The following is a 12,953-nucleotide window of genomic DNA, read 5'->3' as shown; positions in this document are numbered from 1 at the left end:
GTCAGCTCCCCTTGGCGGCCAACTCCACGACGTACGTGCCGAGGTCGTCGGCCTCGACGATTCCGGGGACGGAGTCGCCCGGTCTGCCAGGTGAAGGTCACGATGGCGTGCGCGATCCCGGGCGACGCCGAGGCGACGGCCGGCAACGAGGTTATGACGGTCTCCACATTGTCGGCCGGCGTCGTGACGCCGGCCGGCCGGGACACCTTCACCCTGACGCCCCCAGCAGCCGGACCGGCACAAGGGCCCACTCCCCTGGCGCGCCAGACCGCGGCGCACATCTTGGAACACATCGCCGCAAGCGGACTGACCGCCGATGCGCACCTGGTCGAACGCCTACTCGCCGACCAGCTGAAAGTCTCGCGTTCGCCCATCCGCCAGGCCCTGCGCCTGCTGGCGGACGAAAGCGTCATGGCCCCCGCCGAACGCGGCGGTTACACCGTGGCCCTCACCGGACAGGACCTCGCCGAGGCAGGCCAGGCCCCAGCCGTGGAGGACAGCGCCGAGGACGCCTGTCTGCGCATCGCGGCCGACCGCCTTCACTCGGTACGCTTTCCTTCACCCTGCGGGGCGCGTCTTGCTCGGCAACTGGCAGCAGCAGGGACGCGGCTGCGCCGCCCCGCTGCGTGCCCTGGCCGAGACCGACCCGGACGCGCCCGACCTCATACCACTCGCCGGTGAACTGTTCCTGAAGAGCCCGGACTTCACGCGCATCTGGAAGCGACACACCGTCAAAAACCGTGCGCGCGGCCCCAGGGCGTTCCATCATCCCGAGGTCGGTGACCTCACCCTCGGCCACCAGGCCATGGACCTCGCAGGCACCCCGGCCAACGGGGGGTTCTGCATCGCCTGTTCTGTCACACGCGTGACACCAACACCATCGACGCTCCCGGCCCCCAAGGAACCCACCTACGCAAACGGCATCGTTTCGGACCACGTGGACGCCAGAAGACGCTCTGCCTCCTTGTGCCAAGTGGGACCGTCCTGTCAGAACGCTTGGGCCACCGCCGGCGGCCACCGCCGGCGGATTTGTCGCCCTGCAGTAGCAGCGCGCGGGCCTCAGCGTGAAGGGCAGTGTTGGCCGGTGACCCTGTCTGGCCGGGAGTACGAGCAGTTGCCGTAGGGCACGACTGCTGTCTGCCGCCGGGGCGGCCACCCCGGGCAAAGCAAGATCCGGACCATTCCCGGGCCAACGACTCCGACGAGCTGTCCATGGCCGCCATGTGCGCAGGTCAGCGATGCATTGCCGCTGTACCATCAGCAGACGAAGAACCTTTGGTCTCGTACTCCCCGAAGAAGCTCTAAACGCGCCCTTGGAACACACGTGCGCACGTCAACGGGCCGCATGGCGCACCTTGACTGGGTCAAGATGCGCCATGGCCCAGTCAAGTGCCCTGGTCCCCAACCGGTCCCCAAAAATCATCAAGGGGCCGTTTCAGATCTCCTCTGAAACGGCCCCTGAACTGCGACTTCGCAAAGTCGGGACGACAGGATTTGAACCTGCGACCCCTTGACCCCCAGTCAAGTGCGCTACCAAGCTGCGCCACGTCCCGGTGCCTGTCGCGCGGCGAACCGCGTGATCACGCAAGCAGAACTTTACCCCACGCCGGGGACCGAGCCGAAGAGGGCGTCCGGTGAGGGGGCGGGCAGCGCGATGGACAATCGGTGTATGGCCACCACACCGCCAGGACGGCAGACCGACGCACGGGACCGGGACAGCGAGGGCCGGGCACGCAACGCGCGCCCCCGTGACGGTCTCGGGCGCCCCCTCCCCTACGGCACGGACGGCGTCGCCCGCCAGCCCGAGGGCGTCGTACGCACCCCGGAGCAGAGCGTCGCCGAGGCGCAGCAGCTGCTGGACGCGGGGAAACCGTTCCATGCGCACGAGGTCTTCGAGGACGCCTGGAAGACGGGCCCGCAGGAGGAGCGGGCTCTGTGGCGGGGGCTGGCCCAGCTCGCGGTGGGCCTCACCCACTCGGCTCGCGGGAACGTGACGGGCGGGGCGAGGCTGCTGCGGCGCGGGGCCGGGGCTGTGGAGGAGTGGGCGTCGACTGAAGGGCGGCAGCGGCCGTACGGGATGGATCTGGCCGGGCTGGTCGCGTGGGCGCGGGAGCTGGCGGGGGTCGTGGAGGTGGGCGAGGAGATCGTGGACGCGCGGGGGTGGGCGCCGAGGCTGCGCGGGCGGTCGTAGAGGGGTGGACCACGCAGATCGAGAGCAGATCACCCGCAACGGCGTGACGCGCTGTCGCTGCGGAGGCGGGCGAGGGTCACGGCCGCGTGAGACACCGTCGCGTCGGACCCGCCCGGGCGTTCCGGCCCGGTGCCGCCGCGCCTGTCGGCCGCTACGCCTGGCGGCAGGCACGCGCAGTCCTCCGGCCAAACGAACCGGCCAAACGAACCGGCCACATGAACCGGGCACATCACCGGGCTTCGTCCACCGCAGGCCGTGCCCAGCGCACCGCCGCCGCGAGCCGCGCCCCCGCGCTCTCGGGCCCCCATGCCCTCGGAGCCCACCGCCGAAGACACCGACGCGGTGTCCGCGTTGTCAGTGGCGTGCGGCAGACTCGGGGCGTGCGAAAGATTCAGGTCATCGGTATCGGTGCGGGCGACCCCGAGCAGCTGACGCTGCAGGCTGTCAGGGCGCTGCGGAGTACGGACGTGTTCTTCATCCTCGACAAGGGCGAGGTGAAGTCCGACCTCACGCAGCTGCGCCGGGACATTCTGGACGCGCACATACCGGAGGGGACGTATCGGGTCGTCGAGGCCCGGGATCCGGAGCGGGACCGGTCGGCGGGGGGTGCCGCGTACTCCCCGGCCGTCGGGGACTGGCGCAGTGCCCGCGCCGGGATCTACGCGCGGCTGATCGCCGAGGAACTGGGCGAGGACGAGACCGGCGCGTTCCTGGTGTGGGGTGATCCCGCGCTGTACGACAGCACGCTCGGGATCCTGGAGGAGGTGCTGGACAAGGGCGGGGTCGAGTTCGAGTACGACGTCGTGCCCGGCATCAGCAGTGTCTCGGCTCTCGTCGCCCGGCATCGGACGGGGCTCAACCGGGTCGCCCGGCCCGTGCAGATCACCACCGGCCGACGGCTGGCCGAGGGCTTCCCGGACGGTGTGGACGACGTGGTCGTGATGCTCGACGCCCACCAGGCCTTCCGGCGGTACGCCGACCAGGACATCGACATCTACTGGGGCGCGTACATAGGCACCCCGGACGAGATCCTCGCCTCGGGCCCGATCGCCGAGGCCGCGCCCCGCATCGAGCGGCTGCGCGCCGAGGCCCGGGAGCGCAAGGGCTGGATCATGGACACGTATCTGCTGCGCCGGAATCCGACGGAGCAGAAGGAGCAGAAGGGGCAGTAGGGCAGGCGGCTCGGTCGGGGCACGGGGGCTCCGTAGGCGTGCGCCTCGGGACGGCATCCGTACGGCACCCGAGCGGACCGTCCCCGCATGCGCCCCCGCCCCGCCGCTGTGATCGTGGCCCCGTGACGCTCGCCGAGGAATCCGCCCCGCCCGCCGCCTCACAGCCGCCCGTGCTGGACGCGCGGCGCCGCAATGTGGTCTTCGTGACGATCATGCTGGGGATGCTGCTCGCGGCCCTGGACCAGACGATCGTGGGCACGGCACTGCCGACGATCGTGTCGGATCTGGGCGGCGCCGAGCACATGTCGTGGGTGGTGACGTCGTACCTGCTGGCGGAGACCGTCGCGACGGTCCTGGTCGGGAAGTTCGGCGACCAGTTCGGCCGCAAGGTGGTCTTCCAGGTCTCCGCGATCGTGTTCATCACGGGCTCGTTCCTGTGCGGGCTGGCCTCCAACATGTCGCTGCTGATCGCCTGGCGGGCGATGCAGGGCATCGGGGCCGGCGGGCTGATGGTGACGGCGATGGCGTTGATCGCGGATGTCATCCCGCTCAGGGAGCGCGGCAAGTACCAGGGTGCGATCGGTGCGGTGTTCGGTGTGGCGACGGTGATCGGGCCGCTGCTCGGCGGCCTGTTCACCGACCACCTCACGTGGCGCTGGGCGTTCTACGTCAACGTGCCGATCGCGATCCTCGTCGTCATCGCGGCCGCCCGGACGATCCCGGTGGTGAAGTCGGCGTCGCGGCCCGTCATCGACTACCTGGGTATCGCGCTCGTCGCGGTCGGTGCCAGCGCGCTGATCCTGGCGACGAGTTGGGGCGGCAACGAGTACGCGTGGGGCTCCGGCGTCATCATCGGCCTGTTCGTCGGGGGCGTGGTCGCGCTGGGTCTGTTCTGCTGGGTGGAGACCCGGGCGGCAGAACCGATGCTGCCCATGCGGCTGTTCGCCAACCCCGTATTCACGGTGTGCTCCGTCCTCAGCTTCATCGTGGGCTTCGCGATGCTCGGCGCGATGACGTATCTGCCGACCTATCTGCAGTACGTCGACGGCGACTCGGCCACGGTCTCGGGTGTGCGGACGCTGCCGATGGTGGTCGGGCTGCTCATCGCGTCGGTGTTCAGCGGCAATGTGGTCAGCAAGACGGGGAAGTACCGGATCTTCCCGATCGCCGGCTCCCTGGTGATGGGGGTCGGGCTGTTCCTGATGTCCCTCATGGGGCCGTCCTCCGGTGCCTGGCTGGAGTCGCTGTACATGTTCGTGCTCGGCACCGGGATCGGCCTGTGCATGCAGGTCCTGACGATCGCCGTGCAGAACACCGTCGGGTACGCCGACCTCGGCACCGCGACCTCCGGCGTCACCTTCTTCCGTACGCTGGGCAGTTCGTTCGGCACCGCCGTCTTCGGCACGATCTACACCAACTCGCTCAAGCCCAACCTCACCGACGGCGTCGCGGCCGCCGCGAGGACGGGCAGCGGTCTCGAACCGGCCGCCATCTCCCAGGCCGCGACCAGCCCCGAGGGCCTGCACCGGCTGCCGTCTCCCGTCGCCGCCCCGATCGTCGACGCCTACGCCGACACGCTCCAGACCGTGTTCCTGTGGACAGTGCCGGTCGCGGCGCTCGGCTTCCTGGTCGCCCTGTTCCTCAGACAGGTGCCGCTGCGCGACAGTGCGCGCATGGGGTCGACCGACATGGGCGAGGGGTTCGCGTCGCCGCACGACGCCAACGCCCAGCGGGTGCTGGAGGCGTCCGTCGGGAAAATCATCGGCAGCCTGAGGCCGGACACCGCCCGCCGGATCATCGCGGAGTCCGACACCCGCCTCGATGTGGCCGGCGCATGGGCGGTGATCCAGGTCGAACTGCTGACACGCCTGGTCGGCCACGCCGGCCTCGGCCTGATCGCGGCCCGCCGCCACATGCCCCCGGAGGTGCTGCTGCCGGTCTTCGACCGGATGGTCGACGAGGGCTATCTCACCCGCGACGGCTCCCTCCTCTCCCACACCGAGGCGGGCGCCCGCGAGGCCCAGGTCATCGGCAGGGCGTGGGCCACGTGGCTGGAGGCACGGGTGCACGAGGACATCGGCCGTCCGCCGGGCACGGACCTGCGCGACGCCGTCCACACCATCGCCAAGCGCCTGCTGGTGGAGGACCTGAGCGCCGGGTTGCCCGGCCGCGTGAAGGAGCCGGCGCTGAGCGGGGCGCGCTGAGGACACTGAGCGGGCCGCGCCGAAAACCCGGTGCGGCGTACGGCGGTCCGCCGTGATACTCGCCGCATGTCTGCCGCACCGGTCCGTTTCCACGATCCCCTCAGCAAGCTCTACGAGTTCACCGACTCGGTGCTGGTGCGCTGCCCGCGTTGCGAGGAGATCGCTCACTACGAGAGGCGCTCCGCCGTCGCCCCCGACGACGCACCCGGCACGTCGTCCCCGCGGCGGCGTCTGGTGTGCCGGTCCTGCGGGCTGGCGCGCACCTCACGGGGAGCAGGGGGCCGGTGCGCGCATCCGGTCCTGTGGCTGCAGGCCGAGACCCGGCACGGAGTGGTGTGGGCCTACAACCTCGCGCACCTGGACTTGCTCAGACGGTTCGTGGCCGCCCCGCTGCGGGAACGGCCGCCCTGGTACGAGCACGGCCGCAAGATGACCTACGTCGCACGTCTGCCCGCCTGGATCAAGCGCGCCAAGAACCGCGACGAGGTGCTGCGCGCCATCGACCGTATCCGCGCCTCCGTCGTCACAGGGTGAGGCCGAGCCGCTCCAGCACGCCCGCCACGTCCGGCACCGCGTCCACGCCCTCCGGCAGCGGGGGGCGTCGTACGACGACGACCGGGAGAGCGAGTCGGCGGGCGGCCGTGAGTTTGGCCGATGTCGCCTCTCCGCCGCTGTCCTTCGTCACCAGGATGTCGACGCGGTGCTCCCGCAGCAGCGCCGCCTCGTCGTCCGCCGTGAAGGGGCCGCGGGCCAGCAGGACTTCGGTGTGCGGGGGTGTCGGCGGCTCGGGCGGTTCGACGGAGCGTACGACGAAGTGCAGGTCGGTGAGGTGGGCGAAGGCCGCCAGGCCCAGGCGGCCGGTGGTCAGGAACACGCGGCGGGCGAGACTCGGCAGCAGCGCCGCCGCCTCGTCGAGGGACGCGACCTCGTGCCAACGGTCCTCGGGGCCGGGACGCCACCCCGGGCGGCGCAGGATCACCGCCGGCACGCCGGTCGCCGTCGCGGCGCGGACCGCGTTCGCCGTGATCGACTCGGCGAAGGGATGGGTGGCGTCCACGAGGGTGTCGACATGCTCGGCGCGCAGCCAGTCGGCCAGGCCCTGCGCCCCGCCGAAGCCCCCGATGCGTACGTCCCCCTCGACCACGCCCGGCCGTGACACGCGCCCGGCGAGCGAGGTGGTGACGCGGACTCCGGGGCGCGCCGTGAGCGCGGCGGCGAGTTCACGGGCCTCGGTGGTGCCGCCGAGGATCAGGATGTGGCGGGGGGACATGGGGGGAGCGTACGAGGTGCCGGGCGGACGCCGGCACCTCGGGTCCGCCGACCTGCTCCGACGTCTTTTCGGGCGAACACTATGAACACAACGATCAGATCGTGGTCCCGCACCCCCTCGCTCCCTAGCATCGCGGCGCACGGCTCGACGACGCGCCGACGAGGACGAGGAGCAGCGTCTTGGACTGGACGAGAACGCACGCACTGATCCGCAGGTCTGTCCCCTCGACCGCACGGCGGCGTACGACGCTGTCCGCCGTGCTGGCCGGTGCCCTCGCCGTCGGCATCCTCGTCGGCGCCTCCAACGCCCGGGGGGCGGCGGCCGGACCCGAGCGCACCGAATGCCCCGCCGCTCTGGCCGGTGAGGCCGACTGCTACTCCGGCCGCGACGCCAACGGCGCGTACTACGCGATCGCCGTACCGGAGGACTGGAACGGTTCCCTCGTCGTGCACGCCCACGGCGGACCCGACCTCGCCGCGGACTCCGACCCGGACCGCAGCCGCGACGATCTGGGCCGCTGGACGGTCATGGTGAAGGAGGGCTACGCCTGGGCTGGTTCGTCGTATCGCCGTGGCGGCTACGGGACGCGGATGGCCGCCGCCGACATCGAGAGCGTGCGCCGGCTGTTCGTCGAGGAGTTCGGTACGCCGCGGCGGACGTATGTGCACGGCCAGTCGTGGGGCGGGAACGTCGCCGCGAAGGTCGTGGAGACCTACGGCGGGCGGCAGGGGGCGTACGACGGGGCGCTGCTCACCAACGGCGTCCTCGCCGGTGGCTCGCGCGGCTACGACTACCGCGTCGACCTGCGCGTCGTCTACCAGTACTACTGCCGCAACCACCCCCGCCCGACCGAGCCGCAGTACCCCCTGTGGCAAGGGTTGCGCGCCGACTCGACCATGACGACCGACGGGCTGCGCGCCCGGTTGCAGGAGTGCACCGGGTACGCGTCGGCGCCCGAGGAGCGCACCGCGCGGCAGCAGCGCAATCTCGACGACATCCTGGCCGTCACGAAGGTTCCGGCGCGCACGCTGGAGGCGCATCTGCGGTGGGCGACCTTCACGTTCCGGGACATCGTGCACCACCGTCTCGGCGGCCGGAACCCGTTCGGCAACCAGGGCGTCCGGTACTCCGGGTCGCATGACGACGAGGCGCTCAACGCCGGCGTCGAGCGGTTCGCCCCGGATCCGACGGCCGTACGCGATCTGTCCTACGACAGCGATCTCACGGGCGAGGCCTCGATCCCGGTGCTCACGCTGCGCGCGATCGACGATCCGACGGCGTTCGTGGAGCACGAGGCGGCGTACCGGGACACCCTGCGCGGCGCCGGCCGGGACGAGCATCTGGTGCAGACGTTCACGCGGGAGCGCGAGCACAGTGTGCTGAGCGACGCCGAGTCCGCCGCCTCCATGGCGGCCTTGGAGACCTGGGTACGGACGGGTGAGAGGCCGACGGCCCGGTCCATCGCGGCCTCGTGCGCGGCGTTCGACCGCAGGTACGGCACCGGCTGCTTCTACGACCCGGAGTACCGTCCCTCGCCGTACGCCTCGCGCGTCGAGCCTCGCCCGGGTGGGCTGCGGTGGCCCGCGATGACGGCGGCTCAGGAGCGGGCCTGGAGCAGGATCGAGGGTGTCGGGATCGCTCCTTGAGTGGCGCGCGGACGGTCGATGACTATCGTCCCTCGCATGGGATCCGTACGTGCCGTCCTCATCGACATCGACGGGGTTCTCACCGTCTCGTGGCAGCCGCTGCCCGGTGCGGTCGAGGCGTTGCGGGAGATCCGTGAGTCCGGGCTCGGTGTGGCGCTGGTCACGAACACCACCTCGCGGACGCGGGCGTCGATCGCCCGGACGCTGGCGGACGCGGGGTTCCCGGTGTCGGCCCAGGACATCCTGACCGCGCCCGCCGTCACCGCCGCGTATCTCGCCGAGCACTGTCCGGGGGCGCGGTGTGCGCTGCTGAACAGCGGGGACATCGCGGAGGATCTGGGCGGGGTCAGCGTCGTCGGCGAGGACGAGGGCGACGATTCGGCTCCGGACGTGGTGGTCGTGGGCGGTGCCGGGCCCGAGTTCGGCTACGCGGCGCTCGACCGGGCCTTCGGGCATGTGCAGCGCGGGGCGCGGCTGGTCGCCATGCACCGGAACCTGTACTGGCGTACCGAGCAGGGGTTGCGGCTGGACACCGGCGCGTTCCTGGTCGGCCTGGAGAAGGCCGCGCGGGTCGAGGCGGAGATCACGGGCAAGCCGTCGGCCGCGTTCTTCGAGGCGGCGCTGGCCCATGTGGGGGTCGGTGCGCGGGAGGCCCTGATGGTGGGTGACGACATCGAGTCCGATGTGCTCGCGGCACAGCGGGCCGGTGTCACGGGCGTGCTGGTCAAGACCGGCAAGTACCTGCCGGAGACCCATCGGGACGCGAGCGGTACGCCCGACCATGTGATCGGCTCCTTCGCCGACCTGCCCGCCCTGCTGGCGGAACTGCGGGAGTCAGCGCAGCAGTAGCTGGAGGCCGCCCACGACCGTCGCCGCGATGACCAGTTGCTCGAACAACCGCTGGTTGATCCGGTTCACCGCCCACTTTCCGAGCAGTGCGCCGGGCACGACGAACACCACGAGTGCCGCGTCGAGCAGCAGCGAGGGGCCGTCGATCAGGCCGAGTCCGACGCTGAAGGGCACCTTGGAGACGTTGACGATCAGGAAGAAGAAGGCGGAGGTCCCGAGGAAGCCGAGCTTCCGGAAGCCGGCCGAGAGCAGGTACATCGACATCACCGGGCCGCCCGCGTTGGCGACCATCGTGGTGAAGCCGCCCAGGACGCCGTACGAGCGGGCCTTGACCCGGCCGGTCCGTGTGCTGACCGAGTCGGGTTCCTCCTCCTTCTCGGCCGTGCGGCGGCGCCACACCGTCACGCCGGCCATCAGCAGCAGGATCGCGCCGATCGACGTACGGACGGCCCCGTCGTCCGCCCACATCAGGAACAGCGTGCCGAAGACGACGCCGGCCGCGACCGCGGGGAACAACCGCCACAGCGTGGGCCAGTGGGCGTGCCGTCGGTAGGTGAGGACGGCGAGGACGTCACCGGCGATCAGGATCGGCAGCAGGACGCCGGTGGAGGCGCGGGCGGGGAGCACGGCGGCGAAGATCGCCAAGCTGACCGTGTTGGCCCCGCTCACGGCCGTCTTGGAGAAGCCGACGAGCAGGGCCGCGAAGGCGAGCGCGGCGAACTCCCCACCGGTGATGTGCCAGAGAGTCATCGTGTCCATGCGGAGACCGATGCTATGCGCACCTAACCGACACCCGTAAGGAGCGTCTCGCCAGTTGGGAGATCGCTAGTGCCTCTCCACCAGTACCGCACTCCCCTGCCCCACTCCCACACACATGGTCGCCAGCCCCCGCTCCGCTCCGGTCCGCCGCATCCGGTGCAGCAGCGTCGTGAGGATGCGGGCGCCCGAGCAGCCCAGCGGGTGCCCCAGCGCGATCGCGCCCCCGCTGGGGTTGACCAGCTCGGGATCGATGCCGAGCTCGTCCACGCAGGCGAGCGCCTGCGCCGCGAACGCCTCGTTGAACTCGGCCTCCTGGATGTCACCGATCGTCCAGTCGGCGCGGGCCAGGACCTTGCGGGTGGCGGGGACGGGACCGATGCCCATCACGTCGGGGTGGACGCCGGCCGAGGCTCCGGCGACATAGCGGCCGAGGGACTCCAGGCCCAGTTCGTTGAGCGCCTCCTCGCTGACCAGGAGCAGGCCGGCCGCGCCGTCGTTCATCGGTGAGGCGTTGCCCGCCGTGACGGTGCCGCCCTGCCGGAAGACCGGCTTCAGCCGGGAGAGCTTCTCGTACGAGGTGTCCTCGCGGATGCACTCGTCGCTGTCGACCAGGACCCCGTCCGGGCGCCGCACGGGGAGCAGTTCGTCGTCGAAGTGGCCGTTCTTGCGGGCCTCGGCGGCCCGTTGGTGGCTGCACAGCGCGAACTCGTCCTGCCGTTCGCGCGGGACGCCGTACCGCTCGGCGACCTGCTCGGCCGTCTCGCCCATGGCCAGCAGGCCGTGCAGTTCCTTCATCGCCGGGTTGACCAGACGCCAGCCGAGGCGCGTGTCGGCGGTCTCGATGCGGTGGGGCAGCGCCTCGTCGGGGCGGGGCAGGACGAAGGGGGCGCGGCTCATGGACTCGGAGCCGCCGGCGAGCACGATGTCGGCCTCGCCCGCCGCGATGGTACGGGCGGCCGTCGTCACCGCCTCCAGGCCGGACGCGCACAGGCGGTTGACGGTCGCGCCGGGCACCGTCTCGGGCAGGCCGGCCAGCAGCGCGGCCATGCGGGCGACGTTGCGGTTGTCCTCGCCGGCCTGGTTGGCGGCGCCCCAGTAGACGTCGTCGACACGCGCCGGGTCGAGTGCGGGGACATCCGCGACGAGGCCCCGGATCACGGTCGCGGCGAGGTCGTCGGGCCGTACCGACGACAGCGCTCCGCGCAGCTTTCCGATGGGGGTGCGGCGGGCGGCCGCGAAGTGGACGGGACGCACGACAGGTCTCCTGACCGGGCAGTATGAATCGACACCCATTTAATTAGCACCGCTAGTTTTGGACTATAGACCGACCCGCCGCGCCCTGGGAAGATCCCCGGGCACCTTCACCGAAGCAGCCGAGGGGGACGAGGAGACATGACCGACGACCGCGAGCATGTCCTTGCCGGACGCGAGCATGCCCTTGCCGGAAGCCGGGGATCGATCGCGGTACGCGAATGGCCGAGTCCTCGGCCCCGCTACGTCGCGCTCGTGGTCCACGGCTACGGGGAGCACGCCGGCCGGTACGCCGAGGTGGCGGGTGTTCTCGTCGAGCACGGTGCGGTCGTGTTCGGGCCCGATCACGTCGGTCACGGGAGGTCGGCGGGCGAGCGCGTGGTGATCGAGGACTTCGAGGACGTGGTCGCCGATGTGCACGCCGTGGCCGCACTGGCCCGGGCCGCGCATCCCGGCCTGCCCGTCGTCCTGATCGGGCACTCCATGGGTGGCCTGATCGCGGCCCGCTACGCGCAGCTCCACGGCGACGGGCTCGCCGCCCTGGTGCTGTCCGGGCCCGTGATCGGCGACTGGGTCCTGCCCCGGCGGCTGCTCGCCCTCGACGAGATCCCCGACACCCCGATCAGCCCGGCGGCGCTCTCCCGCGACCCCGCCGCGGGTGCGGCGTACGCGGCCGATCCGCTGGTCTGGCACGGCCCGATGAAGCGGCCGACGGTGGAGGCGTTCGCCCGGATGCTGGACACGGTGTCCAAGGACGGCGGCATCGGGGGCCTGCCCCTGCTGTGGCTGCACGGTGAGGAGGACCGGCTGGTCCCGCTTCCCGGGAGCCGCGTCGGTGTCGAGGCGTTGCGCGGGGACGAACTGACCGAACACGTCTACCCGGGGGCCCGGCACGAGGTGTTCCACGAGACGAACAAGGCGGAAGTGTTCAGGGACCTGATCCGCTTCCTGGACGGTGTGTTCGCCCACTGAGACACCTCGCGTTTTGCACCGGTTCGCCCTGGGCACCCGCGCCCGCATGGAGGGGTTGCGGCGCCTGGCGTGACGACGGCGCCGCGCCGCTCCGTACCGGCCATGACCAAGCCACAAGGAGGAGCTCGGTATGACTGTCGTCAAGAGCACGCTTCCCGAACCGGCTCGCCGGGTCGCCGGGGAGGCCCTGCAGAGCACTCTCGTCGATCTTCTCGGACTCTCGCTGATCGGGAAGCAGGCGCACTGGAACATCGTGGGACCACGGTTCCGCTCGATCCATCTGCAGCTCGACGAGGTGGTGTCGGTGGCCCGCTCGTACTCCGACACGGTCGCCGAACGCTCCGCGGCGCTCGGCCTGCCGCCCGACGGCCGGCCGGAGACCATCGCCGCGGCCTACACGCTGCCCGGCCCCAAGGAGGGCTGGCTGCGCGACACGGAGGTCGTCCAGCTGGTCGTGGATGCCATGGCGGCGGCCATAGAGCGGCTGCGCGAGCGCATCGACGCGACCGCCGAGGCGGACCCGGTGACGCAGGACCTGCTGATCGGCATCACGAGCGAGCTGGAGAAGCAGCGCTGGATGTTCGACGCCGAGAACTGGCCGCGCGACGAGTGACACGGCCGTACGGAACACAGTCCTAC

At 71.2% G+C, this 12,953-nt stretch carries 13 protein-coding genes and 1 tRNA gene; 10 read left to right on the top strand and 4 right to left on the bottom strand.

The genetic code is table 11. From position 1 onward, the window contains the following. Positions 1–90 precede the first annotated feature (90 nt). Positions 91–681, top strand: a complete 591-nt coding sequence (locus ACIREI_RS34150; RefSeq protein ID WP_403341283.1) for a GntR family transcriptional regulator — start codon at positions 91–93, stop codon at positions 679–681. Continuing rightward, positions 578–1,123 (top strand): hypothetical protein, encoded by a 546-nt coding sequence (locus ACIREI_RS34145; RefSeq protein ID WP_403341280.1) that lies wholly within the window; start codon positions 578–580, stop codon positions 1,121–1,123. Before ACIREI_RS34150 ends, ACIREI_RS34145 begins: the two co-directional genes overlap by 104 nt. Positions 1,124–1,479: 356 nt before the next feature. Here ACIREI_RS34145 and ACIREI_RS34140 read toward each other — a convergent pair. Then, a tRNA-Pro gene (locus ACIREI_RS34140) sits at positions 1,480–1,553 on the bottom strand. Between the two features lie 116 nt (positions 1,554–1,669). Between ACIREI_RS34140 and ACIREI_RS34135 the strand changes: the two genes are divergently transcribed. The 4 genes from ACIREI_RS34135 (at position 1,670) to ACIREI_RS34120 (ending at position 6,101) form a co-directional block, all read left to right on the top strand. Then, positions 1,670–2,191, top strand: a complete 522-nt coding sequence (locus tag ACIREI_RS34135; protein ID WP_403341277.1) for a DUF309 domain-containing protein — start codon at positions 1,670–1,672, stop codon at positions 2,189–2,191. Positions 2,192–2,571: 380 nt separating this feature from the next. Then, the gene (gene cobF, locus ACIREI_RS34130) at positions 2,572–3,363 is read left to right on the top strand and encodes a precorrin-6A synthase (deacetylating) (protein ID WP_403341275.1); all 792 of its coding nucleotides are present in this window, start codon (positions 2,572–2,574) and stop codon (positions 3,361–3,363) included. A gap of 122 nt (positions 3,364–3,485) precedes the next feature. Further along, on the top strand, positions 3,486–5,567 hold the full coding sequence (locus ACIREI_RS34125) for an MDR family MFS transporter (RefSeq protein WP_403341272.1): 2,082 nt from the start codon (positions 3,486–3,488) through the stop codon (positions 5,565–5,567). A gap of 66 nt (positions 5,568–5,633) precedes the next feature. Next, positions 5,634–6,101: a hypothetical protein gene (locus ACIREI_RS34120; protein ID WP_403341269.1), complete on the top strand. Its 468-nt coding sequence runs from the start codon at positions 5,634–5,636 to the stop codon at positions 6,099–6,101. Here the strand turns inward: ACIREI_RS34120 and ACIREI_RS34115 are convergent. Next, complete coding sequence (locus ACIREI_RS34115; RefSeq protein WP_403341266.1) at positions 6,091–6,837, bottom strand: cobalt-precorrin-6A reductase; 747 nt, start codon at positions 6,835–6,837, stop codon at positions 6,091–6,093. The genes ACIREI_RS34120 and ACIREI_RS34115 overlap by 11 nt on opposite strands. A 179-nt stretch (positions 6,838–7,016) precedes the next feature. Here ACIREI_RS34115 and ACIREI_RS34110 point away from each other — a divergent pair, with 179 nt between their 5' ends. Then, positions 7,017–8,483: a hypothetical protein gene (locus ACIREI_RS34110; RefSeq protein ID WP_403341264.1), complete on the top strand. Its 1,467-nt coding sequence runs from the start codon at positions 7,017–7,019 to the stop codon at positions 8,481–8,483. A 36-nt stretch (positions 8,484–8,519) separates the two neighbouring features. Further along, a complete protein-coding gene (locus ACIREI_RS34105; RefSeq protein WP_403341261.1) occupies positions 8,520–9,332 on the top strand; it encodes an HAD-IIA family hydrolase in 813 nt (270 codons plus the stop codon). Here ACIREI_RS34105 and ACIREI_RS34100 read toward each other — a convergent pair. Further along, positions 9,318–10,091, bottom strand: a complete 774-nt coding sequence (locus ACIREI_RS34100; protein ID WP_403341258.1) for a sulfite exporter TauE/SafE family protein — start codon at positions 10,089–10,091, stop codon at positions 9,318–9,320. The two genes, ACIREI_RS34105 and ACIREI_RS34100, sit on opposite strands and share 15 nt — an antisense overlap. Before the next feature lie 66 nt (positions 10,092–10,157). Next, entirely contained in the window at positions 10,158–11,345 is a 1,188-nt protein-coding gene (locus ACIREI_RS34095; protein WP_403341255.1) for a thiolase family protein, read from the bottom strand. Positions 11,346–11,483: 138 nt separating this feature from the next. On the opposite strand from ACIREI_RS34095, the gene ACIREI_RS34090 reads away from it, so the two are divergent. Both ACIREI_RS34090 and ACIREI_RS34085 read left to right on the top strand, forming a co-directional pair. After that, on the top strand, positions 11,484–12,314 hold the full coding sequence (locus ACIREI_RS34090) for an alpha/beta fold hydrolase (protein WP_403341252.1): 831 nt from the start codon (positions 11,484–11,486) through the stop codon (positions 12,312–12,314). Positions 12,315–12,444: 130 nt separating this feature from the next. Next, on the top strand, positions 12,445–12,927 hold the full coding sequence (locus ACIREI_RS34085; protein ID WP_403341249.1) for a Dps family protein: 483 nt from the start codon (positions 12,445–12,447) through the stop codon (positions 12,925–12,927). Positions 12,928–12,953: the final 26 nt, after the last annotated feature.

The organism is Streptomyces sp. NPDC093591 (assembly GCF_044764885.1).
Classification (GTDB): domain Bacteria; phylum Actinomycetota; class Actinomycetes; order Streptomycetales; family Streptomycetaceae; genus Streptomyces.
This window is presented reverse-complemented; position numbering and strand designations above follow the sequence as displayed.